Source organism: Streptomyces sp. Act143 (assembly GCF_003143935.1).
Classification (GTDB): Bacteria; Actinomycetota; Actinomycetes; order Streptomycetales; family Streptomycetaceae; genus Streptomyces.
Genome location: NZ_QFRX01000001.1, coordinates 1837467 through 1860534, shown reverse-complemented (window position 1 = coordinate 1860534; position 23068 = coordinate 1837467). Strand labels below are relative to the sequence as shown.

Here is a 23068-nt window from a genome sequence, read left to right as displayed (position 1 = left end):
TCCGCCTTCCCTGATCTCCCTCCTCCCTGGAGCTCTCCATGCACGACGAACGCCGCCGCATCGAGGAGCGCGTAGAGCGCCTCCACACCCAGCGCATCAAGCCCGCGATCTACGCGGCCACCGTCCCCTTCGAGGTCGAGGCCTGGCAGGCGCCCGGGGAGCCGGTCTCCTTCGAGGAGGCCACGGCCGCCCGCTACGAGCCGTTCGCCATGGGCACCCCGTGGGGCCCGCCCTGGGGCACCACCTGGTTCCGGATGCGCGGCGAGGTGCCCGCAGCGTTCGCCGGGCGGCGCGTGGAGGCGGTCATCGACCTCGGGTTCGTCGGCGACTGGCCCGGCAACCAGGCCGAGGCCCTCGTCCACCTGCCCGACGGGCGGCCCCTGAAGGCGGTCAACCCGCTCAACCAGTACGTCCCGATCGCCAACCCCGCCACCGGCGGCGAGCAGATCGACTACCTGGTCGAGGCGGCCTCCAACCCCGACATCCTGGCGAACAACTTCTCCGCGCCCACCCTGCTGGGCGATGTGCTGACGGCCGGCGACAAGCCGCTGTACACCTTCCTGCGCGCCGACATCGCCGTCCTCGACGAGGAGGTCTGGCACCTCGACCTGGACATCCAGGTCCTGCTCGGCGTCATGACCCACCTCGGCGACCACGAGCCCCGCCGCCACGAGATCCTGCACGCCCTCGACCGGGCCATGGACACCCTCGATCTCGACGACGTCTCCGGCAGCGCGGCGGCCGTGCGCGAGGTGCTCGCCCCGGTCCTCGCCAAGCCCGCCCACGCCAGCGCGCACGTCGTCTCCGGCGTCGGCCACGCCCACATCGACTCCGCCTGGCTGTGGCCCATCCGCGAGACCAAGCGCAAGACGTCCCGCACCTTCTCCAACGTGACGTCCCTGGCCGACGAGTACGACGACTTCATCTTCGCCTGCTCCCAGGCCCAGCAGTACGAGTGGGTCCGCGACCACTACCCGCACGTCTGGGCCCGCATCCAGGAGTCCGTGAAGAAGGGCCAGTGGGCGCCGGTCGGCGGCATGTGGGTCGAGTCCGACGGCAACCTGCCCGGCGGCGAGGCCATCGCCCGCCAGCTCATCCACGGCAAGCGGTTCTTCATCGAGCACTTCGGCATCGAGACCAAGGGCGTCTGGCTGCCCGACTCCTTCGGCTACAACGCCGCCTACCCGCAGCTCGCCAAGCTCGCCGGCAACGAGTGGTTCCTCACCCAGAAGATCTCCTGGAACCAGACCAACAAGTTCCCCCACCACACCTTCTGGTGGGAGGGCATCGACGGCACCCGCATCTTCACCCACTTCCCGCCCGTCGACACCTACAACGCCCGCTTCAGCGGCGAGGAGATGGACCGCGCGGTCCGCAACTACGCCGAGAAGGGCGCCGGTACGCGCTCGCTGGCCCCCTTCGGCTGGGGCGACGGCGGTGGCGGCCCCACCCGCGAGATCATGGAACGCGCCCGCCGCCTCGCCGACCTGGAGGGCTCGCCCAAGGTCGTCGTCGAGCACCCGGACGAGTTCTTCGCCAAGGCCCGCGCCGAGTACGAGGACGCCCCCGTCTGGAACGGCGAGCTCTACCTCGAACTCCACCGCGCCACCTACACCTCCCAGGCCCGCACCAAGCAGGGCAACCGCCGCAGCGAACACAAGCTGCGCGAGGCCGAGCTGTGGGCGACGACGGCCGCCCTGCACGCGCCGGACTACACCTACCCGTACGACAAGCTCGACCGCCTGTGGAAGACGGTCCTGCTCCACCAGTTCCACGACATCCTGCCGGGCTCCTCCATCGCCTGGGTGCACCGCGAGGCGGAGGCCGAATACGCCCGCGTCGCCGCGGAGTTGGAGGAGCTGACGGCGGAGGCGGTCGCGGCACTGGGCGGCGGCGCTCCCCGGGTCTTCAACACCAGCCCCTATGACCGCGCCGAGGTGGTCCGTACGGCGGAGGGAGCGCTGGCGTACGTCGCCGTGCCCGCGAACGGCAGCGCCGCCCTGGCGCCGTCCGCTCCCGACCGGGGCGTGACGGTCGAGGGCCGGGTCCTCGACAACGGCCTGGTGCGGGTGGAGGTGGCGGAGGACGGCACGCTGGCCTCCGTGTTCGACCTGCGAGCCCAGCGCGAAGTCCTCGCGGACCAGGGCAACCTGCTGCGTCTGCACACCGACCTCCCGAACTACTGGGACGCCTGGGACATCGACAAGCACTACCGGAACCGCTACGTGGACCTCCTGGAGGCATCGGCGGTCGAGGTCGTCGAGCAGGACCCGCTCCGCGCCGCCATCCGTGTGCAGCGCTCCTTCGGCAAGGGCTCGACGCTCACCCAGACCATCACCCTGCGCGCGGGCAGCCCGCGCATCGACTTCGAGACCGAGATCGACTGGCACGAGGCCGAGAAGATCCTCAAGGCGGGCTTCCCGGTGGACATCCGCGCCCCGCACTCCTCCGCCGAGATCCAGTTCGGCCACATCCAGCGGCCCACCCACACCAACACCAGCTGGGAGGCGGCCCGTTTCGAGGTCTCCGGCCACCGCTGGGTGCACGTCGGCGAGCCCGGCTACGGCGTCGCCGTCATCAACGACTCCACGTACGGCCACGACGTCACCCGCACGGTCCGCGAGGACGGCGGCACGACGACGAAGGTCAGCCTCAGCCTGGTCCGCGCGCCGCGCATCCCGGACCCGGAGGCCGACCAGGGCATGCACCGGTTCACCTACTCGCTGCTGCCCGGCGCGAGCATCGAGGACGCGGTCGCCGAGGGCTACGCCCTGAACCTGCCGCTGCGCGTGGCGGATTCGGCGGGCGAGCCCGAGCCGGTCGTGTCGGCGGACGGCGAGGGCCTCACCGTGGAGGCGGTCAAGCTGGCCGACGACGGCTCCGGCGATGTGGTGGTGCGGCTGTACGAGTCGCGGGGCGGCCGGGCACAGGGTGTCCTGCGGACCGGGTTCCCGCTCGCGGGCGCCGAGATCACCGACCTGCTGGAGCGTCCCCTGGAGGCCGCGCACCTCACGGACGGCGCCGTCCCCGTCGCGCTGCGGCCCTTCCAGATCCTGACGCTCCGGCTCCGCAGGGGGTGAGCCGTGCCGATGCAACCCTGGTTCACCGACGCCAAGTTGGGGATCTTCGTCCACTGGGGCATCTACGCCGTCGACGGCGTCCCCGAGTCCTGGTCGTTCTACGACGGCAGCGTCCCGCACGAGCAGTACATGTCCCAGCTGGACCGCTTCACCGGCGCCAGGTACGACCCGCGCGAGTGGGCCGGCCTGTTCGCCCGCGCGGGCGCGAGGTACGCGGTGCTGACGAGCCGCCACCACGACGGAGTGGCCCTGTGGGACACGGCGTACGGCGAGCTGAACCTGGGGCGGGACTACCTCGGCGGGTATGCCGAGGCCCTGCGCGAGAAGGGGCTGAAAGTCGGCCTCTACTACTCGCACTCCGACTGGAACCACCCCGACTACGCCACCACCCGCAAGCCGGGCCGCCCGCCGGAGCAGGCGGACAACCCCTACTCCGAGTGCGCGGCGGAGGACGAGGACCTGGCGGCCTGGGACCGGTTCCTCGCCTACCGCGACGGTCAGATCCGCGAACTGGCCTCCCGCTACCGGCCGGACCTGATGTGGTTCGACGGCGAGTGGGAGCGCAGCGAGGAACAGTGGCGCATCCCCGAACTCGCCGCGCTCATGAGGTCGTACGTTCCGGACGTCGTCCTCAACGCGCGCATGCTCGGCGAGGGCGACTACGCCACCCCCGAACAGGGCGCCCCCATCGAACCGCCCCCCGGGCCGTGGGAGTTGTGCCTGACCATCAACGACTCGTGGGGTTACCAGCACGCCGACCACAACCACAAGCCGCTGAGCCGGCTGATCCGCTGCTTCACCGAGACCATCGGGGGCGGCGGCAACCTGCTGCTCGACGTCGGTCCCAGGGAGGACGGCACCATCCCGCAGCCGCAGGTGGAGCGCCTCGAGGGGCTGGGGGAGTGGATCGCCAGGCACTCCGAGGCCGTGTACGGGACGGTCCGCGGGCTGCCGGCCGGGCACCACTACGGGCCCAGCACCCTCTCGGCCGACCGCCGCACGCTCTACCTCACCCTGTTCGACATCCCCCGCGCCGAGATCGGCGTCCGCGGTCTGGTCACCCCGGTCCGCAGGGTCACCGTCCTCGGCACCGGCAGCGAGCTCGGCCACCGTGTCATCGGCGGGCTGCACGACGCGGTGGGCGTGCTGTGGATCGACCCGCCCGCGCGCACCGCCCTCGACCCGCACGCGACGGTGCTCGCCGTGGAACTGGACGGGGAACTGGAGCTGTACCGGGGGTCGGGGCGGGACTGAGCACGCTTTCCCACGAAGAATTAAGAAAGCGGTAAGTAACCAGGTCACGGCGGGTTCTCGGCCCGCCGTGACCTTTCCCGTTTCCCTCCCCGACACCTTCGCTTCGCCTGCCGCCCCTGGGATGCGGAACGCAAGGCACGCGAGAGAGAGGTGGCAAGGTGCGAGACCCCCGCAGGTCGGCGATCGGCAAGGGACTGAGGCGTCGAGGGAGGCTGATGAAGGAGGCGGTCAGCCCGCCGCGCCGGAACCTGGACGCCGTCCCGGCGCCCCGCACCCGGCCCGCCGCCGACCGGTACACCGCCCCGCGCGCCCCGCGCCTGGTCGAGTCACCGGTCTTCGTGCTCTCCTCCGTGCGCTCGGGCTCCACCCTGCTGCGCGTGCTCCTCAACAGCCACACCCGCGTCCGCGCCCCGCACGAGATGCATCTGCGCACCCTGCACGTGGAGTTGAGCCGTGACTTCACCGCGGAGGCGATGAAGGCCCTCGAACTGGACCGGCAGGAGCTGGAGCACGTGCTGTGGGACCGCGTGCTGCACCTCGAACTCGTCCGCAGCGGCAAGGACGTCATCGTCGACAAGACCCCGGCCAACACCCTCATCTGGCCCCGGCTGCACCGATGCTGGCCACGGGCGAAGTACATCGTCCTGCTGCGCCACCCGGGCGCCGTCGTCACCTCGCTGACCAACCGCCGCACGGACCCCGACCACGCGGCCATCCGGGCCGAAGTCCTGGAGTACGCCGAGAAGCTGGAGGAGGCGCGGCTGCACCTCGACGCCCACGTGCTCACGTACGAGGAACTCACCGCCGAGCCCGAGCGGACCACCCGCGGCCTGTGCGATTACCTGGAGGTCCCCTGGGAGTCCGCCATGCTGGACTACGGCGACCAGGACCACGGCGCCTTCCGCCCTCAGCTCGGCGACTGGAGCAGCACCATCAGGTCGGGGCGCGTCCAGCCCGCGCGTCCGGCGGACCCGCACACCGAACTGCCCCCACGCCTGGCCGAGTTGGCGCAGGCGTGGGGGTACGGTTCCGGTTGAGCGTCAGCCGGTGAAGCCGGCCGTGATCGAGGTGAACTGCCAGTTGTTCTGGCTGATGCCGGAGCAGTTGCTGACCACGCCGCCACCCGGGCACGGCCGGTCCCGGTTGACCGACCAGAAGGCGAGCCGGGCGATGTGGTGGGAGTTCGCCCAGTCGCGGATCTGCGTCCAGACGGCCGGGCTCGTCAGCTCCTGCTGGTCGCTGAGCCCGTTCATGCCGGAGATGCCGATGTGCGAGTAGGCAGTGGCGTCGTCCCACCCGAACGTCGACTTCAGCTTGGCCTTCAGGCCCTCCGTCGCGTTCACGGTGTTGCCGTACATGTCGGAGCCGCCGCCGAAGTCGAACGGCATGATGGTGAAGACGTCGATGTCGGCGCCGATCGACTTGGCCTGCTCGATCAGCCGGTTGCCGTAGTACGTCGGTCCGGTGGTCGAGGTGCCGAAGGTGACGATGGTCTTCAGGCCGGGGTTGTTGGCCTTGACCGTCTTCAGCGCGGTGAGGATCCTGGCCTGCACGGCCTCGTTCTCGAACTCGTCCGTGTTCTCGATGTCCATGTCGATCGCCTTGAGCGAGTAGGCGTCGATCACCTTCTGGAGCGCGGCGGCGAGCGCACTGGCGGAGGAGCAGTTGGCGCCGAGCTTGCTGCCCTGCCAGCCGCCGAACGAGGGCACGATGTCCCCGCCAGCCGAGCGGATCTGGTTGATGACGGTCTGGTCGACGCCGCCGGTCAGTGGCCTGCTGCTGTCCCACATCGGGTTGCAGCCGCCGCCGTCCAGCATGAACGCCATCGTGAACCACTTGATGCCGGTCGAGCTCATCACCGTCGACACGCTCGGCGGATCGCCCCAGCCCTCGTACAGATAGGGCGCCGCCTGCTTGAACCCGGTACCGCCACCGCCGCCCGCCTCGGTCGTGACGCTCACGGAGTTGGAGGCCGCCGAGGTGTTCCCGGCCGCGTCCCGGGCCTTCACGGTGAAGGTGTAGGCGGTACTGGCGGACAGCCCGCTGACGGTGGCCGTCGTACCGGAGACGCTGAGCACCTGGTTCGAGCCGCTGTAGATGTCGTACGCGGTGACCCCGACGTTGTCCGTCGAGGCGTTCCAGGCCAGCGACACGGTGGAGGAGGTCTTGGCGGTGGAACGCAGACTGCTGGGCGCGGTCGGCGCCTGGGTGTCCGAACCGCCGCCGCCACCCGGGCCGTCGAGACTGATGTCGTCGGCGTAGTAGGTGCCCTGGGCGTACCAGCCGTGGGTGTAGATGGTGGCGCTGGTCTGCGAGGCACCGGTGGTGAAGCCGACGCTCAGCTGGGCGTACGCCGACGGGGAAGAGGTCCAGGTGGAGGCGCCGCCGTCGACGCCGAGGTAGACGTAGCTGCCGCGCACCCAGCCGCTGAGCGTGTACGCCGTGTTGGGCTGTACGGCGACCGTCTGGCTGCACTTGGCGTTGTCACTGGAACTCACCGCCCCGGCCAGGGCCTTGGAGCCGCCGTGCACGGGGGAGGAGACGACCGAGCCGAGGTTGCCGGTACAGGACCAGGGGGAGAGGCTGCCCGATTCGAAGCCCGGGTTGGCCAGGATGTTCGCCGCCTGAGCGGTACCGGGCAGGGCGACGGCCCCGGTGAGCGCGAGGCCGGCGGTGGCGAGCAGGGCGAGGAGACGACGTCTGGGACGTCTGGCTTTGTTGCGCACGCGATCTCCCTGAAGGAATGGGGGTGTTCGGGAGTGCAGGGGGTGCGCAACAAAGTTGGTATGGACCAATCCGCCTGTCAAGGTGACGGACGGAAATTGGTCCATACCGGTTGGGCCGAGGTTCCTCAGGGGCGCGGGAAGCCGCGGGACAGGCCACGATGGGCCCGCACCCGGCAACGAACCCTAGAGCGGCAGAACAGAAGCCGCCGCCTCACTGGCAACCGGCTCAGCCATCACCGGCGCCGGCACTGCGGGCAACGGTTCCAAAGCCCTCTGCTGCGGCAGCGACACCGGCCGCAGCGGCCGCGGCCCCGACACCACGGTGTAGTCCTGACCCAGGAACGGCGGCGCCATCTCCCCGGGGTCCTCACCCAGCGCCAGCTGCACGGCGGCCCACGGCGCGTTGACCCCGCACAGCGACAGCTGATGCAGCCCTCCGGCCGGACGCGTGTTGACGTCCATCAACACCGGCCGGTCGCCGAACATCCGGAACTGGATGTTGGACAGGTAGTGCAGCCCGAAGCCCTCCGCGATCATCCGCGCCGGCCCCAGCCACTGCTCGTGCAGCGTGAACCCGCGCCGACGCCCGTTCTTCGTACGGCCCACCGCCAGCCGGACCCGGTTGTCCGGACCCGTGAGGCAGTCCACCGACACCTCCGGCTGTTCCAGGCGCGGCATCACCAGCCAGTCCACCGCCTCGTCGGCCTGCCGCAACGCCTCGACGACGACGTCCAGCGGGACGTACGGGCTCGGGAAGCCGTTGAGGTGGGCGAGCGAGAACGGAGCGCGCGTGATCACACGGAAGCCCACCCCGCCCGCACCGGACGCCGGCTTGAAGCACGCCTTGTGGCCGGCCGCCTCCAACTCCTCGACCGCGGCCACCAGTTCGTCCGCCGACCGCACCCGCCACCAGGGCGGCACGGGCACCCCGATCGCCTGCACGGCCTCGTAGGCGATCACCTTGTCCTCGAAGACGGCCACCGCCTCCGGCGGCGGCGCCAGCAGCGCCGTGCCGACCGCCTCGAACTCGGCCCGGTGCGCCACGATCGCCGACTGGTGCAGCCGCGGCACGAACACGTCGATCCCGCGCCGCTGGCACTGGTCGAGCGCGTACTCCACGTACCCGGCCGGGGACAGGCCCTCCGGCTCCAGCTCCGCGGTGTCGGCGGCGGCCAGCACCGGGGAGTCCGCGTCGCCGTGCGTGGCATGGATCTCGACGGCGCGATCGCTGGGATTTTTCCGCAGCTGATCCATGAAGAACACGTTCTCCGCGTACGTGCGGTTGAGCCAGACGCGTACGCGAGAGATCATGCAAGCCGCCTTTCGGGGTTTTCGGGCAGGGCGAAGCAGGCCGTGCCCGGCCAGGGTGGTAGAGGGGTCACCAAACCGCCCTGCAAGAAGGGAAGTTCATGGCGGTGGTGGTGGGGCGATCATACGGCCTGCCGGGGCCCTCGCGTGCAACGTGCGTGTTACGGATTTTTCGATCTTGAACTACTGTCCCGGCCCGCGCCCGAATATGCTGTCGTGGTCGTGTCCGGGCGCGTGGAGAGGGGGCGGGGGGTGACGTCGAGGGCCGGTGCCACCGGACAACTGCTGGCCATCAGCGACCTGCACGTCGGCTATCCCGAGAACCGTGCCCTGGTCGAGCGGATGCGTCCGGAGACGGACGACGACTGGCTGCTGGTCGCCGGGGACGTCGCGGAGACCGTCGGCGCCGTCCGCTGGGCCCTGGAGACCCTCGCCGGCCGCTTCCGCAAGGTGATCTGGGCCCCCGGCAACCACGAACTGTGGACCCACCCCAGCGACCCCGTCACCCTGCGCGGCGTCGCCCGCTACGAGCACCTCGTCGAGGTCTGCCGGGAGATCGGCGTCACCACCCCCGAGGACCCCTGTCCCGTCTGGGAGGGACCCGGCGGCCCGGTGGCCGTCGCCCCGCTCTTCCTCCTCTACGACTACTCCTTCCTGCCCGCCGGCTGCACGTCCAAGGAACAGGGCCTGGAGTACGCCTACGGCACCGGCGTCGTCTGCAACGACGAACACCTGCTGCACCCCGACCCCTACCCCAGCCGTGAGGCCTGGTGCCGCGCCCGGGTCGCCGAGACCGAACGCCGGCTCGACGCGCTCCCCGCGGACCTGCCCACCGTCCTGGTCAACCACTACCCCCTGGACCGCCATCCCACGGACGTCCTGTGGCACCCCGAGTTCGCCATGTGGTGCGGCACCGCGCTGACCGCCGACTGGCACCGCCGCTACCGCGTCGAGACCATGGTCTACGGCCATCTCCACATCCCCCGCACCACCTGGCACGAGGGCGTCCGCTTCGAAGAGGTGTCGGTCGGCTATCCCCGCGAGTGGCGCCCGCGGCCCGAACCACCGGGGCGGCTGCGCCGGATCGCGCCCAGGGAGGTCGGCGCGTTGTGATGGAGGAACTGCTGCCGGACTCCGTGGTCGTCGTGGAGACGCACGGACCGGGAGAGCCGGACGGCATCACGCTGTACCCCGAGGAGGCCGCGCTCGTCGCGCAGTCCGTCGCCAAGAGGCGTCGGGAGTTCGCCCTCGTACGGTCCTGCGCCCGGCGGGCCATGGAGAAGCTCGGCGTGCCCCCGCAGCCGGTGCTGCCCGGCGAACGCGGCGCCCCGCAGTGGCCCGCCGGCCTCACCGGCAGCATGACCCACTGCGACGGCTACTGCGCCGCCGCCCTCGTCCGCTCGGCCGACCTCGCCTCCCTGGGCATCGACGCCGAACCCCACGGACCGCTCCCGGACGGTGTCCTCGACAGCGTGTCGCTGCCCCGGGAGCGGGTCGTACTGCGCCACCTCGCCGAGACCCACCCCCGCACCCACTGGGACCGGCTGCTGTTCAGCGCCAAGGAGTCCGTCTACAAGGCGTGGTTCCCCCTCACCGGCACCTGGCTCGACTTCGCCGAGGCCGACATCGAGATCCTCGTCGACCCCGGCGACCACCCCCATGGGCGCCTGCGTGCCGAACTGCTCGTCCCGGGACCGGTCGTGGGCGGGCGGCGGCGCGGGGTGTTCGAGGGCCGCTGGACCGTCCGGCACGGGCTGGTGGCCACGTCGGTGGTCGTGCCGCACGCCTGAACGCGCGGCACGGCCGGTGCGCCGACGGGCTCGCTACCGGCCCGGCGGGCACCAGTTCTGCAGCAGGCGGAAGAACTCCTCCTCGTTGCCCGCCAGCCCCGCTTCCGCCAGCGCCCGCTCCGCCTCCGCGAGGACGGACGGCGGGACGACGGGTGGTCGCCTGCCGTCCGGCGGGCCGTCGAACGCGGCCCGGACGGTGTGCAGCAGCCGCAGGTAGGCCTGTACAGCGGTGCGCTCGCGGTCGGTCAGTACGGCGGTGGGCATCGGTCGGCTCTCCCCAAGTCGGCTCGTCGGTCGGCCCCGCCAATGAGGGCCTGACTCCAGCTTGCCAACCGGCACTGACAATCCGGTCGCGCCAGGCGTCCGTTCGCCCGCTTAGCCGAGGTGAAACCTGATCGAAATCACGTGCGGGAACAGGGCTCTACGCTGGAGTGGCAGGGCTTTCAGCCGCACCCGGTGGCCAGGCACGGCCGGGCGGGCGGCTGGGGAAACGGGAGGCACGAACGTGGTCGACGTCCCGCATCGGCTCCCCGCGCGCACCGTGAGACTGCGCCCGGTGGGTGACGGCGAACTGGAGTTGCAGTACCGGGTGGTGCACGGATACCGGCGCGCCTTCCGCATGGCCGGCGAAGGACCGGCCCTCGTTCTCATCCACGGCATCGGCGACTCCTCGGCCACCTGGGCCGAACTGATCCCCGACCTCGCCCGCACCCACACCGTCGTCGCCCCCGACCTGCTCGGTCACGGCGCCTCCGACAAACCCCGCGCCGACTACTCGGTGGCCGCCTACGCCAACGGCGTGCGGGACCTCCTCACCACCCTCGGGATCGAGTCGGCGACCTTGGTGGGGCACTCGCTGGGCGGGGGAGTGGCGATGCAGTTCGCGTACCAGTTCCCCGAACGGACCGAGCGGCTGATCCTGGTGAGCGCGGGCGGTGTGGGGCGCGAGGTCAATCCGATGCTGCGGCTCGTCTCGCTGCCCGGTGCCCATCTGCTGCTGTCCGCACTGCGGTTGCCGGGTGCCCGGCTGCAAGTGGGGCTCGCGGTGCGGCTGATGAAGATCCTGGACACCGATCTCGGACAGGACGCCCCCGATCTGCTGAACCTCGTCGACGCGTTGCCCGACGAGACCTCCCGCAACGCGTTCATCCGGACCCTGCGTGCCGTGGTGGACTGGCGGGGGCAGGTCGTGACGATGCTGGACCGGTGCTATCTCACCGAGGGCATGCCCACCATGCTGCTCTGGGGCGACCGGGACAGCGTGGTGCCGGTGCGGCACGCCTTCGGGGCGCACGAGGCCATGCCGGGCAGCCGGCTGGAGATCTTCGAGGGCGCCGGGCACTTCCCGTTCCACACCGACCCGGGGCGGTTCGTGGCGCTGGTGGAGGAGTTCACGAGGGCAACCGCGCCGGCGGACTGGAGCCGGGAGCACTGGCGGGACCTGCTGCGGACAGGGCGGCCGGGGACGGCCGCCGGACGGCCGGGCGGGGTCCGTGAGCGGACCGTGGAGCGGGAGTTGCGGGAGGCGAGCGAGCGCAGCGCCACATGAGGGCCGCGGTGCGGCGGCGTCGGCCTGTGGAGCGGGTGTGCTCAGCCCTGCGGACCCAGGTATCCGAGCGAGGCTTCGATGCGGCCCGCCAGCCGGTCCCGCTGCACCGGACCCCGTACCGACGAACCGTCCAGCCAGGTACGGCACTTGCTGGCCAGCAGGAGACCGAAGCGCTCGGCCTCCTTCTCGTCGGCCTGGTCGAAGCGGCTGCGGGCGGCGACCTTGAGGACGGCCGCCCTGAGGTCGCCGCCGTCGCTGAGCATGCGGGCCGCGACGGCGGCACCCTCGACGTGGTGGCTGCTGTGACCGGCCTGCATGTGCCACAGCTCGTGACCGAGGATGACCAACTGGTGGTCGGGGGCGGTGCGTTCCTCGACGACGACCAGGTCCTGGTCGGCCATGTCGAGCCACAGGCCGCTCGCGGTGCCGACCGGGAAGGCGGCCGTACGGAAGTGGACCGGGCGGCCGCGTCGGCGGCTCATCGCCTCGCAGAGGGCCGTGTACAGCTCCGTGGGATGTGCCGCGGGTGCGGGGAAGGGCAGCTCCGCGACCAGCTCGCCGCACAGGCGGCGCATTTCCCTACCGATGCCCACAGTTAACCCCCGGCTCACGACTCGGGCCGTTTGACGCTCTCCAGAAGCATGTCCAGCCACTCGGCGACCTTGTCGCGGTGCTGGTCGGTGGGCAGCTGCGCGGCCCGCCAGGCGATTCCGCGGACGCCGTGGTCCTGGAGGAGCTGCTCCAGTGGGTCGCCCGCGCCGGCGGCCGCTTCCTTCTCGCGGTCGGCCAGCTGTTGCAGGAGATCCTGCTCGGTGCGTTGCAGGGCACCGGCCAGGGCCTCGGGGTCCTCCGCCGTGAGGAAACCGGCGTGCACGCGGAAGAAGCGCTGGATGGCGTCGCAGTGCTCCATCGTGGGACGCCGGTCACCGTTGATGAGGGCGCCCGCCTGCTGGCGCGACATGCCGGCGCCGTCGGCGATCTCCTGCTGGGTGTACTTGCGGCCGTTGGGCTTCAGACGGGTGCGGCGCAGCAGGTCCAGACGCTGCAGGAAGCGGGCCTGGACGTCCGGCTCCCCGGCCGGCCGGCCGCTCAGCAGGGCCTTGACCACGGACTCGGGGACACCGCTGGCCACCGACAGGCGGCCGGTGTGGAAGACCTCCGCGTGCGGCACACCGAGCCGGTCGGCGAGCGCGGTGACGCGAGCGACGACGGCCGGCAGTACAGCCGTCACCGGGGCACCCGGACTCGCGAAGCCATCCGCCACCGACAGATCTCCTACGTCTCTCACAGGCTTCTCACAAGCAGCTCAACACAAGCGGTTGCCGTGAACTCCGGGGAGAGTAGCCGTTGTTCGAACGCACATCCAGGTCTCGCCACAACTGTGGCCAATTTCAGCCGTCAACCGATACGAAATGCCACGATAGTTGACACCGTTCGCGTCCGGGCAGCAGGATCAGGGCGCCACGCGCGTGGCCGCATAGGCAATGAGGGGTGACCTCCCGATGGCACAACAGGCAGGAGGGCAGCGGCCGCAGCCGCGGTCCGTCCCCGACAGTCCCGAGGCCCGGGCGTATCTCCAGGACTACGCCACCCTTCTGGAAGCGGTTCCCTTCCCTTCGCTCGTGCTCGACGAGCGGTGGGACGTCGTTCTGTCCAACGCTGCTTTCGCGTCACTTTTCGGCGGTGTCGGTCCGCATCCGACCGCCATGCCGGACGACAACTTCCTCAGGTTCGTGCTCTTCCACCCGGACGCCGGCGCCGTGCTCGGTGAGCACGAGTCGAGCTGGTGTCTGCCGATGCTGGCCCACTTCGCCGCCGCGGTGGAGCGGGACGGGCACGACCACGCACTGCAGGCGATCCGCCGGGACATCGCCCAGGACCCGATCATGGACGCCGCCTACCGGCACGGCCTGCCGCACTGGATCAGGGCGGTCGGCGAGCGGGCCTTCGCGCACGACGGCGCCGTCCGGCCGCTGCTGCACCCCGATCCGCGCTGGGGCGCCACCGAGTGCCGGGTCGTCGACGAGACGCCCGGCACGCTCCGGGACCTCGGCTACACGCGGTTGACCCTGGTCCTGCGCGAGACACGGCGCGCTCCGGCACGCCCGCGCGGGGTGCGCCGGTCGACCGCGCATCTGAGGGTGGTTTCCGCGGCCGAGTGAGGCTCGCGACGCGACACCGCCCCGTGACGTCCCTGGCCGGCCCGGTCACTTCCGAGCCGCGCTCACCGGTGTCCCTGGCGGGCCCGGTCACACCCGGTCCGTGCTCACCAGCACCAACGGCACCCCGTCGCACGGCGCCAGCCGTATCCCGTCGGTGCGCTCCGGCCGGCCCGTCGTCAGTACCCGTGCGAAGTCCGGGCCCTTGCCGAGCGAGCCGACCAGATGGCGCGGGTCGGTGGACGCCGCCACCCGGCCCCGCGCGTTCACCAGCCGCGCGGGGCCGGGCAGCCTGCGCAGCATCGGCATGACGGCCGCCTCGAAGTGCCGCAGATACACGTCCGCGGCGGCCACCCCGGCGAACCGGCCCTCGACCAGCACGGGCGCGGAGAGGGTGAGGCTGTACTCGTCGGAGCAGAGGTAGTCGACGTACGGCCCGGCCACCGCCCGCTCCCCGGTGTCGCGGGGCAGCGCGAACCAGTCCCAGTGGGTGTAGTCGGCGTACGCCGAGTGCTCGGGATCGAGGTCGAGCAGCAGCGGCCGTACGTCGCCGTCGGAGCCGGTCTGCCACCACTCCAGCCACGCCGGTACGTCGCTCAGCAGGCCCGGCGCGGCCACGAAGCCGACGCCGGAGACCAGCTCGTCGCGGGCGAGCCGGCCGTGCAGGCCGGGACGCAGGGCGGCGAGGTCGACGGTGGCCGGGCGGCGGCCCGCGGCGGCCACCCGGGCCAGCAGGGCCGTGGTGTCGGCGCGGGTCGCGGAGACCGCGTCGAACACGGCCTCCAGCGTCGAGCGGACGCGGGCCGCGACCGATTCCTCCGGTGCCTTGCCGAGCGTTGCCGTCGCGAGGCTCATGGCTGCCCTCCAGCGGACGGGGACCTCGCGAGCGGTGCGGGCTACAGCGTCAGACGCAGGGCGATCAGCCGCGACGTCGACTCCTGGACGCACCGCTCGGCCTGGTCCCTGGCCAATTCGTGGGCCCCATCCTGCACGGCTGAGATTACGAATCGGAGTCGCCGGGAGACCTCTTCACGATATTCGTCGTCCCCGAGCACAAGGCAGAGCAGGGCGCCGACCTCGGTCTGCAGAGCCACCTGCTCCCGGGTGAGCCGGGCCGACTGCGATGCCGCGGCGAGTTCGACGTGGAAGCGGCCGTAGACCCGGCTGCGTGCCGCCGCGTCCGCTGCCCGGCTCAACTCCTCTGCCGTGCGGCGCAGTTGGACGAGGTCGTCCGGTTCGGTGCGGTCGGCGGCGAGCCGGGCCGCCGTGCCGGACAGGGCCGCCCAGTGGTCGCCGAGGTCGCGGAGTTCCTCGGTGCTCCAGCCGCGCAGCCGGACCTTCAGGCGTTCCTCGCCGGGGACTTCGGGGAGGGAGACGAAGGAGCCGCCGCCGCGGCCCCGGCGGGTGGTGACCAGGCCCTGCTGGCGCAGCGCCATGAGCGCTTCCCGCAGGGTCACCGTGGAGACGCCCAGTTGGCCCGCGAGCTCGGTCTCGCCGGGCAGTTGCTCGCCGTCGGCCAGCAGGCCGAGCTCGATGGCGTCGCCGATCCGGCGCACCACGGCGTCGACCCGCGCCCGGCTGTCGACCGGGGCGAAGACGGCTTTCCGGGCGCCGCCGTTCATCTGCTGCTGCTTCACGGCCACCACCTTGCTCATTGACTCAAGCTTTACCCTAAGGGGGCCTTGAGCTTTGAACTATGACTTCATATGTTTCCGGTCAATAGGTCAACGCACGAGAGCACCAGGAAGGTTCCCGCCCATGGAGGGAATGGCGATCCGGTTGCAGGATCTGCGGAAGTCGTTCGGGGAGACGACCGCCGTGGCCGGGGTGGATCTGGAGATCCGGGACGGCGAGTTCTTCTCGATGCTCGGCCCCTCCGGCTCCGGCAAGACCACCGTCCTGCGCATGATCGCCGGATTCGAGGCGCCGACCGGCGGCCGGATCGAGCTCGCCGGACAGGAGGTCACCGGGCTCGCCCCCTTCGAGCGGGACGTGCACACCGTCTTCCAGGACTACGCGCTGTTCCCGCACATGACCGTCGAGCAGAACGTCGCCTACGCACTCAAGATCCGCAAGGTGCCCAAGGCCGAGCGGCTGGTGCGGGCGCGTAAGGCCCTCGCGGAGGTGCGGCTCGAAGGGTTCGGCAAACGACGCCCCGCCCAGCTCTCCGGCGGCCAGCGCCAGCGGGTCGCCCTCGCCCGCGCTCTCGTCGGCCGCCCCCGCGTCCTGCTCCTCGACGAACCCCTCGGCGCCCTCGACCTCAAGCTGCGCGAGCAGATGCAGGTCGAGCTCAAGGCGCTCCAGCGCGAGGTCGGCATCACCTTCGTCTTCGTCACCCACGACCAGGAGGAGGCCCTGACGATGAGCGACCGCATCGCCGTCTTCCACCAGGGCCGCATCGAACAGGTCGGCACCCCCGCCGAGGTCTACGAACGCCCCGCGACCCCGTTCGTGGCGTCCTTCGTCGGCACCTCCAACCTCCTGGAGGGCGAGTCGGCCCACCGCATCGTCGGCAGCCCCGGCACCTACAGCATCCGGCCGGAGAAGATCCGCGTCCTCAAGGAGTCCGCCGAGGCCGACCAGCCCGAGCACGCCACCGCCGTCGGCACCGTCGCCGAGGTCGTCTACCTCGGGGACGCCACCCGCTTCCTCGTCGACCTCGACGCCGGCGGCCGCCTCACCGCCCTCCAGCAGAACCTGGAGACCTCCTCCGAGGACGTCGCCGCCTACCGCGGCACCCGGGTGCGCCTGCAGTGGCACCGCCGGCACGCCGTGGCCGTGCCCGTCCCGGACTGACCACCCCCGCTCGTCCCCTCACGTATGGAGTACGTCGTGCGCCCTACCCTCAAGGCGGCGGCAGCCGTCGCCGCACTGCTCCTCGCCGCCACCGCCTGCGGTTCGTCCGACGACGGCGACGGTTCCGCGGCCACCGGCCTCAACCCCCCTGACCTGAAGGCCCCTTCGAAACTCGGCAAGACCGAGGGACAGGTCAACCTGATCGCCTGGGCGGGCTACGTCGAGGACGGCTCCAACGACCCGAAGACCGACTGGGTCAGCGACTTCGAGAAGCAGACCGGCTGCCAGGTCAACTCCAAGACCGCCGCCAGCAGCGACGAGATGGTCAAACTGATGAAGACGGGGGAGTACGACGCCGTCTCCGCCTCCGGTGACGCCTCGCTGCGCCTCATCGCCTCCGGCGACGCGGCCCCCGTCAACACCGCCCTCGTCCCCCACTACAAGGACATCTACAGCGGGTTGAAGGACGGCGACTGGAACTCCGTCGACGGGCAGATGTACGGCATCCCGCACGGCCGCGGCGCCAACCTGCTGATGTACAACACCGAGAAGGTCACACCCGCGCCGACGTCCTGGTCCGCGGTCTTCGACGACGCCGCCAAGTACAAAGGCCACGTCACGGCGTACGACTCGCCCATCTACATCGCCGACGCGGCCCTGTACCTGAAGGCGACCGAACCCGGCCTCGGCATCAAGGACCCCTACGCCCTGGACCAGAAGCAGTTCGACGCCGCCGTGGACCTGCTCAAACAGCAGAACGCGAACGTCGGCGAGTACTGGAGCGACTACCTCAAGGAGATCTCCGCCTTCAAGAGCGGTGACTCCGTCGTCGGCACCACCTGGCAGGTCATCGCCAACCTCACCACCGACGAGGGCGCCAAGGTCAAGGCATTCGTCCCCAAGGAGGGGGCGACGGGCTGGTCCGACACCTGGATGGTCTCCGCCAGGGCCAAGCACCCCGCCTGCGCCTACAAATGGCTGGACTGGATCATTTCCCCGAAGGTCAACGCCCAGGTCGCCGAGTACTTCGGCGAGGCGCCCGCCAACTCCAAGGCCTGCGCCCTGACCAGCGACAAGAACTTCTGCACGACCTACCACGCGGCCGACGAGAGCTACTGGAAGAACATCGCCTTCTGGAACACGCCCATCGAGCATTGCCTGGACGGCCGCACCGACGTCAAGTGCGTGCCGTACGCGAAGTGGGTCCAGGCCTGGACCGAGATCAAGGGCTGACGCATGGCCCTGATCACGCGCACCGCGGGGGTGCTGCACCGGCGCCCCCGCCTGCGGCTGTCCCTGCTGCTGACCGCGCCGCTGCTGTGGCTGGCGGTGCTCTATCTCGGTTCGCTGAGCGTGCTGTTCGTCTCCGCGTTCTGGACGACGAACTCCTTCACCTCCGAGGTGGTGAAGGCCTGGTCCACGGACAACTTCCACGAGCTGTTCACGACACCGGTGTACCGGCAGGTCGTCCTGCGCAGCGTGGGGGTGGCGCTGGCCGTCACCGCCCTGTGCGCGGTGATCGCCTTCCCGCTCGCCTTCTACACCGCCCGGGTCGCCAAGCCGACCTGGCGGCCGCTGCTCGTCGTCGCCATCCTCACGCCGCTGTGGGCGAGTTACCTCGTCAAGGTGTACGCCTGGCGGCTCATCCTCTCCGAGGGCGGGCTCGCCGACTGGATGCTGAAACCGTTCGGGCTGGGCGGCCCCGGGTTCGGGCTGACGGCGGCGGTGCTGACCCTGACGTACCTCTGGCTGCCGTACATGATCCTGCCGATCCACACGGCGCTGGAGCAGTTGCCCGCCGACCTGCTCGACGCGTCCGCCGACTTGGGGGCGCGTGGCCTGCGGACCTTCCGGTCCGTGGTGCTGCCGATGGTGCTGCCGTCGGTGGCCGCCGGATCGGTCTTCACCTTCTCGCTCAGCCTCGGCGACTACATCACCGTGCAGATCGTCGGCGGCAAGACCCAGCTGATCGGCAACGTCGTCTACTCCAACATCGAACTCAACCTGCCCATGGCCGCCGCCCTCGGTACGGTCCCCGTCGTCGTCATCGTGCTGTACCTGCTGGCGATGCGGCGCACGGGCGCCCTGAGCAGCCTGTAGAGGAGCCCCCGTGCAACTGTCCCGCTCCGCGCGGATCGCGCTGCGCGTCGCCGCCGGGATCGGCTTCCTGGTGATCTACGCGCCCCTGCTGCTCGTCCTCGTCAACTCCCTCAACCCCGACCGCAGCGCGAGCTGGCCGCCGCCCGGACTCACCCTGCACTGGTGGTCGGTGGCCTGGCACAACTCCGGTGCGCGGGAGGCGCTGTGGACCTCCGTGAAGGCGGGACTCGGCGCCACCGCCATCGCCCTGGCGCTGGGCACCCTGATCGCCTTCGCCGTCGCCCGGCACCGCTTCTTCGGCCGGGACACGATCTCCTTCGTCGTCGTCCTGCCGATCGCGCTGCCCGGCATCGTCACGGGCATCGCGCTCAACTCCGCCTTCAGCACGGTACTTGAGCCGCTCGGCGTCGGCCTCGGGCTGTTCACCGTGGTCGTCGGACACGCCACCTTCTGCATCGTCGTCGTCTTCAACAACGTCGTCGCCCGGCTGCGGCGCACCTCCGGGTCGTACGAGGAGGCGGCGATGGACCTCGGTGCGAACACCTTCCGCGCCTTCGCCGACGTCACCTTCCCCCTGGTGCGCTCGGCGCTGTTCGCGGGCGGGCTGCTGGCCTTCGCGCTGTCCTTCGACGAGATCGTGGTGACCACGTTCACGGCCGGACCCGGCGTCGAGACCCTGCCGATCTGGATCTTCAACAACATGACCCGACCGCAGCAGGCGCCGGTGGTGAACGTGGTGGCGGCCGTGCTCGTGCTGCTGTCCGTGCTCCCGATCTACGTGGCGCAGCGGCTGTCGGCGGACACGGCCACCGGCAGCCGGGTCTGAGGATCAGGTGAGCGACTTCCCGGGGGGACCGGCAGCATCGGCGCTTCCGCGCTTCGCCGCCTGGATCTGCTCGTACACATGGGTCCGCAGCTCGGCGAAGCGCGGGGCCACCCGGGTGTGCAACTGGTCGCGCTCGTCCGGCAGATCGACCTTGAGCTGCTCCTGGACGACGGTGGGGGAGGCGGAGAGCACGATCACGCGCTGGCCGAGGTAGACGGCCTCGTCGATGTCGTGGGTGACGAACAGGATCGTGATCCCGCGCTCCCGCCACAGCCCCCGTACCAGGTCCTCCAGATCGGCCCGGGTCTGGGCGTCCACGGCTGCGAACGGCTCGTCCATCAGCAGCACTTGGGGCTCGTAGGCGAGCGCGCGGGCGATGGCGACCCGCTGCTGCATGCCGCCGGACAGCTGCCAGGGGTACGCTCCGGCGGCGTCCGCGAGACCGACCGAGTCCAGCGCGTCGGTGACCAGTTCCCGGCGCCGCTTCTTGCTCAGGTCCTTCTGCTTGAGGGGTAGTTCCACGTTCTCGCCGACCCGCATCCACGGGAACAGGCTGCGTCCGTACTCCTGGAAGACGAAGGCCATTCCGGGCGGCGGTCCGCTCACCTTCTCGCCCGCCAGCCGCACTTCGCCCGCGGTCGGGGTGAGCAGGCCGCCCATGCACTTCAGCAGGGTCGTCTTGCCGCAGCCCGACGGGCCGACGAGGCAGACGAGTTCGCCCGCCTCGACGGTGAAGGTGAGGTCGCGGACCGCCTCCACCCGGCGCCCTGACCCCTCGTAGACCTTCTGCAGGCCGGATACGACAAGTGCGTGCATGGACCGCCCTTTCGTGAGGGTCACGGGGACCGCCGGGTCGAGGCCCGCAGCCCGTGGTACCAGCCGAGCACCCGCCGCTCGACCACCTGGAAGACCATGGAGAGGAGAAAGCCGAGCAGGCCGAGCACCAGGATGCCGGTCCACATGTCGGGGATCGCGAAACTCCGCTGGAACTGCACCACGGTGAAGCCGATGCCGTTGCTGGCGGCGAACATCTCGCTGATGACCATGAGGATGATGCCGATCGACAGGGCCTGCCGGAGCCCCGCGAAGATCTGCGGACTCGCCGAGCGCAGCACCACGTCCCTGAGCCGGGCGACGCCGGAGATGCCGTACGACTTCGCTGTCTCCGCCATCACCGGGTCCACCGCCCGTACACCCTCCACGGTGTTGAGGAGGATCGGCCAGACGCAGCCGCTGGCGATCACCGCGATCTTCATGGTGTCGCCGATGCCCGCGAACAGCATGATGACCGGCACCAGCACCGGCGGCGGCACCGCCCGCAGGAACTCCAGGACCGGTTCGCAGAACGCCCGCACCCGCCGGTACGAGCCGATGACCGTACCGAGCGCGATGCCGACGGCGGCGGCGCAGGCGTAACCGGCCGTCAGCCGCAGCAGGCTGGGCAGGACGTCGTCCCTGACGCGGTCGGCCGTCCAGACGTCCGGGAAGGTCCGCAGGATCGTGCGCAGCGGCGGCCAGAACACGTTGGTGCTGCCGTCCGACGCCGCCCACCACACGACGACCAGCAGCACGGGCAGCGCGAGCAGGAAGAACACCCGCAGCAGGACGCGCCTCACACCGCCACCTCCCCGCGGACCGACTGGTGCCAGGACAGCGCCCGCCGCTCCACGGTGCGGGCACCCACGTTGATGAGCAGGCCCAGCAGGCCGGTGACCACGACGAGAGCGTACATTTCCGGTACCGCCTGGGAGTTCTGCGCGACCGCGATCCGCTGCCCCAACCCCGGTGCCCCGATGACGAGTTCGGCGGTCACGGCGAGGATCAGCGCCACGGCCGCCGCGAGCCGGACGCCGGTCATGACGTACGGGAGCGCGGTCGGCCAGAGCACGTGGCGGACCCGGGCCCAGGTGCGGAGGCCGTACGACCGCGCCGTCTCCTCGGCGACCGGGTCGACGTCCTGGACGCCGTACAGCACCTGGATCAGCACCTGCCAGAACGAGGCGTACACGACGAGCAGGAGCACCGACCTCAGCTCGGTGCCGTACAGCAGCACCGCCAGCGGGATCAGCGCGACCGACGGGATCGGACGCAGGAACTCGATCGTGGAGGCGGTGGCGTCCCGCAGGTACGGGACCACCGCGATGACGACGCCCGCCACGATGCCGGCGCCGACGGCGATCAGCAGGCCCAGCGCCCAGCCGGTGAGGGTGTCGCCGAGCGCCGTCCAGAAGGTGTCGTCGGAGAGTTCGCCGGCCAGGGCGTCGGCGATGCGGCTGGTGGGCGGGAAGTAGGCCTCCTTGACGAGGCCGAGCCGCGGCACCGCCTCGCCCAGGGCGAGGAAGACCGCGAGCCCGGCCGCGCCGAGTGCGAGGTTCAGCCCCTTCACGGCAGCAGCTTGTCCAGGTCGGGGGCGGTCTTGAACAGGCCGTCCGCCTGGCCCAGCTTCTCCAGCGCGTCGAGCGAGGCGCGGTCCGGCTCGGCGGGCCAGGCCGGCAGGGTCACCTTGGCCAGCACGGCCGCCGGGATCTTCGTGTACGTCGTCACGATCTCGCGGGCCTCGTCCGGGTGGGCATCGGCGTAGGCGAGCGACTCGGCGGCGGCCGCCTTGAACTTCTTGACGACGTCCGGGTGCTGGGTCTCGTACGACGTGGAGGTGAAGTACATCGCGACGGTGAGGTTCGGGGCGATGTCGACCAGCGGCGAGGCGATCTCACGGCCGCCCTGGCTCTTCACCGTGGCCAGCGCCGGCTCGACCACCATCGCGGCGTCGATCTGCCCGCCGTCGAGGGCGGCCGGCATCTGGTCGAAGGCGAGCTCGACGAACTTCACCTTGTCCGGGTCGCCGCCCGCCTTGCGCACCGACTCGCGCACCGCGGTCTCGTTGATGTTCTTGAGCGTGTTGATCGCGACCTTCCTGCCCTCCAACTGGTCGGCGGACTTGATGCTGCTGTCGCCCTTGACGACGAGCGCTCCGAAGTCCTTGCCCTGCACGCCCGTCGAGGCGATGCCGTTGGTGACGACCTTCACCGGGACGTTGTTGGACTGGGCGACCATCAGCGAGGTGGAGTTGGAGAAGCCGAACTGGAACTGGCCGCTGGCCACGCCGGGCACGATCGCCGCGCCGCCCTGCGCGAGGGTCATCTCCAGCTCCAGACCCTGCTTCTTGAAGAAGCCCTTCTTCTGGCCCAGGTACAGCGGTGCGACATCGACGATGGGAATCACGCCGACCTTCACCTTGGTGGTGCCGCCGGACGACGACGTATCGTCCGACGCTCCGGAGTCCCCGGACGAGCCGCAGGCCGTCACGGTGACCAGGAATGCTCCGGCCGCGATGGCGGCGAGCAGACGACGCATGGCTCCTCCTGTGCAGACTTCGTTGTTCCGACAGGCTGTGCGCATGGCGCACAGTGGTGCACTGCGCGAAAGTAGAGTCTTTGGCCGTCGGGGTCAATCCCCTTGGCTGACAATATTGTTGACATT

At 70.6% G+C, this 23068-nt stretch carries 22 protein-coding genes; 11 read left to right on the top strand and 11 right to left on the bottom strand.

Features of this window, described 5'->3' with window-relative positions:
• Positions 1-38: 38 nt before the first annotated feature.
• The 3 genes from DI272_RS08350 to DI272_RS08340 all read left to right on the top strand — a co-directional run bounded on the left by DI272_RS08350 (position 39) and on the right by DI272_RS08340 (position 5371).
• Positions 39-3080: a glycoside hydrolase family 38 C-terminal domain-containing protein gene (locus tag DI272_RS08350; protein ID WP_109494727.1), complete on the top strand. Its 3042-nt coding sequence runs from the start codon at positions 39-41 to the stop codon at positions 3078-3080.
• Between the two features lie 3 nt (positions 3081-3083).
• Positions 3084-4334 carry an alpha-L-fucosidase gene (locus DI272_RS08345; RefSeq protein ID WP_181387123.1) on the top strand — a complete coding sequence of 417 codons (1251 nt, stop codon included), beginning with the start codon at positions 3084-3086 and terminating at the stop codon, positions 4332-4334.
• Between the two features lie 215 nt (positions 4335-4549).
• Positions 4550-5371 carry a sulfotransferase gene (locus DI272_RS08340; RefSeq protein WP_109494725.1) on the top strand — a complete coding sequence of 274 codons (822 nt, stop codon included), beginning with the start codon at positions 4550-4552 and terminating at the stop codon, positions 5369-5371.
• 3 nt (positions 5372-5374) lie between these two features.
• Here DI272_RS08340 and DI272_RS08335 read toward each other — a convergent pair whose 3' ends face one another.
• Together DI272_RS08335 and DI272_RS08330 are read right to left on the bottom strand one after the other, a co-directional pair.
• On the bottom strand, positions 5375-7060 hold the full coding sequence (locus tag DI272_RS08335) for a carbohydrate binding domain-containing protein (RefSeq protein WP_109494724.1): 1686 nt from the start codon (positions 7058-7060) through the stop codon (positions 5375-5377).
• 183 nt (positions 7061-7243) lie between these two features.
• A complete protein-coding gene (locus DI272_RS08330; protein ID WP_109494723.1) occupies positions 7244-8371 on the bottom strand; it encodes an ATP-grasp domain-containing protein in 1128 nt (375 codons plus the stop codon).
• A gap of 249 nt (positions 8372-8620) precedes the next feature.
• On the opposite strand from DI272_RS08330, the gene DI272_RS08325 reads away from it, so the two are divergent.
• Both DI272_RS08325 and DI272_RS08320 read left to right on the top strand, forming a co-directional pair.
• Entirely contained in the window at positions 8621-9481 is an 861-nt protein-coding gene (locus DI272_RS08325) for a metallophosphoesterase (RefSeq protein WP_109494722.1), read from the top strand.
• The gene (locus tag DI272_RS08320) at positions 9478-10158 is read left to right on the top strand and encodes a 4'-phosphopantetheinyl transferase (RefSeq protein ID WP_109494721.1); all 681 of its coding nucleotides are present in this window, start codon (positions 9478-9480) and stop codon (positions 10156-10158) included. Before DI272_RS08325 ends, DI272_RS08320 begins: the two co-directional genes overlap by 4 nt.
• A gap of 33 nt (positions 10159-10191) precedes the next feature.
• On the opposite strand, the gene DI272_RS08315 is transcribed toward DI272_RS08320, so the two are convergent.
• Positions 10192-10422 (bottom strand): hypothetical protein, encoded by a 231-nt coding sequence (locus tag DI272_RS08315; RefSeq protein WP_109494720.1) that lies wholly within the window; start codon positions 10420-10422, stop codon positions 10192-10194.
• Positions 10423-10663: 241 nt separating this feature from the next.
• Between DI272_RS08315 and DI272_RS08310 the strand changes: the two genes are divergently transcribed.
• Positions 10664-11707: an alpha/beta fold hydrolase gene (locus DI272_RS08310; protein WP_109494719.1), complete on the top strand. Its 1044-nt coding sequence runs from the start codon at positions 10664-10666 to the stop codon at positions 11705-11707.
• 41 nt (positions 11708-11748) lie between these two features.
• Here the strand turns inward: DI272_RS08310 and DI272_RS08305 are convergent, their stop codons facing one another.
• The gene (locus tag DI272_RS08305; protein WP_109494718.1) at positions 11749-12282 is read right to left on the bottom strand and encodes a toxin-antitoxin system, toxin component; all 534 of its coding nucleotides are present in this window, start codon (positions 12280-12282) and stop codon (positions 11749-11751) included.
• 32 nt (positions 12283-12314) lie between these two features.
• Positions 12315-12971 carry a helix-turn-helix transcriptional regulator gene (locus DI272_RS08300; RefSeq protein WP_109494717.1) on the bottom strand — a complete coding sequence of 219 codons (657 nt, stop codon included), beginning with the start codon at positions 12969-12971 and terminating at the stop codon, positions 12315-12317.
• A 238-nt stretch (positions 12972-13209) separates the two neighbouring features.
• On the opposite strand from DI272_RS08300, the gene DI272_RS08295 reads away from it, so the two are divergent.
• Positions 13210-13869, top strand: coding sequence for a hypothetical protein (locus tag DI272_RS08295; RefSeq protein WP_109494716.1), 660 nt, complete (start codon positions 13210-13212; stop codon positions 13867-13869).
• An 87-nt stretch (positions 13870-13956) separates the two neighbouring features.
• Here DI272_RS08295 and DI272_RS08290 read toward each other — a convergent pair whose 3' ends face one another.
• Positions 13957-14721: a cache domain-containing protein gene (locus DI272_RS08290; RefSeq protein WP_109494715.1), complete on the bottom strand. Its 765-nt coding sequence runs from the start codon at positions 14719-14721 to the stop codon at positions 13957-13959.
• Positions 14722-14762: 41 nt separating this feature from the next.
• On the bottom strand, positions 14763-15521 hold the full coding sequence (locus DI272_RS08285; protein ID WP_109494714.1) for a FadR/GntR family transcriptional regulator: 759 nt from the start codon (positions 15519-15521) through the stop codon (positions 14763-14765).
• 103 nt (positions 15522-15624) lie between these two features.
• Between DI272_RS08285 and DI272_RS08280 the strand changes: the two genes are divergently transcribed.
• From DI272_RS08280 to DI272_RS08265, 4 genes are read left to right on the top strand one after another with little or no spacing between them, the layout of a single operon-like run.
• The gene (locus DI272_RS08280; protein ID WP_109494713.1) at positions 15625-16662 is read left to right on the top strand and encodes an ABC transporter ATP-binding protein; all 1038 of its coding nucleotides are present in this window, start codon (positions 15625-15627) and stop codon (positions 16660-16662) included.
• Between the two features lie 24 nt (positions 16663-16686).
• A complete protein-coding gene (locus DI272_RS08275) occupies positions 16687-17895 on the top strand; it encodes an ABC transporter substrate-binding protein (RefSeq protein ID WP_109494712.1) in 1209 nt (402 codons plus the stop codon).
• Between the two features lie 3 nt (positions 17896-17898).
• Positions 17899-18762 (top strand): ABC transporter permease, encoded by an 864-nt coding sequence (locus tag DI272_RS08270; protein WP_109494711.1) that lies wholly within the window; start codon positions 17899-17901, stop codon positions 18760-18762.
• Positions 18763-18772: 10 nt separating this feature from the next.
• On the top strand, positions 18773-19588 hold the full coding sequence (locus DI272_RS08265) for an ABC transporter permease (protein ID WP_109494710.1): 816 nt from the start codon (positions 18773-18775) through the stop codon (positions 19586-19588).
• Positions 19589-19591: 3 nt separating this feature from the next.
• On the opposite strand, the gene DI272_RS08260 is transcribed toward DI272_RS08265, so the two are convergent.
• Genes DI272_RS08260 through DI272_RS08245 form a run of 4 tightly spaced genes read right to left on the bottom strand, consistent with a single transcriptional unit; the run spans position 19592 to position 22942 of the window.
• Positions 19592-20404 carry an ABC transporter ATP-binding protein gene (locus tag DI272_RS08260; protein ID WP_181387122.1) on the bottom strand — a complete coding sequence of 271 codons (813 nt, stop codon included), beginning with the start codon at positions 20402-20404 and terminating at the stop codon, positions 19592-19594.
• A 20-nt stretch (positions 20405-20424) separates the two neighbouring features.
• The gene (locus DI272_RS08255; RefSeq protein ID WP_109494709.1) at positions 20425-21204 is read right to left on the bottom strand and encodes an ABC transporter permease; all 780 of its coding nucleotides are present in this window, start codon (positions 21202-21204) and stop codon (positions 20425-20427) included.
• Positions 21201-21974 (bottom strand): ABC transporter permease, encoded by a 774-nt coding sequence (locus tag DI272_RS08250; RefSeq protein ID WP_109494708.1) that lies wholly within the window; start codon positions 21972-21974, stop codon positions 21201-21203. The genes DI272_RS08255 and DI272_RS08250 overlap by 4 nt, the downstream gene beginning before the upstream one ends.
• The gene (locus DI272_RS08245; protein ID WP_109494707.1) at positions 21971-22942 is read right to left on the bottom strand and encodes an ABC transporter substrate-binding protein; all 972 of its coding nucleotides are present in this window, start codon (positions 22940-22942) and stop codon (positions 21971-21973) included. Before DI272_RS08245 ends, DI272_RS08250 begins: the two co-directional genes overlap by 4 nt.
• Between the last annotated feature and the right edge of the window lie 126 nt (positions 22943-23068).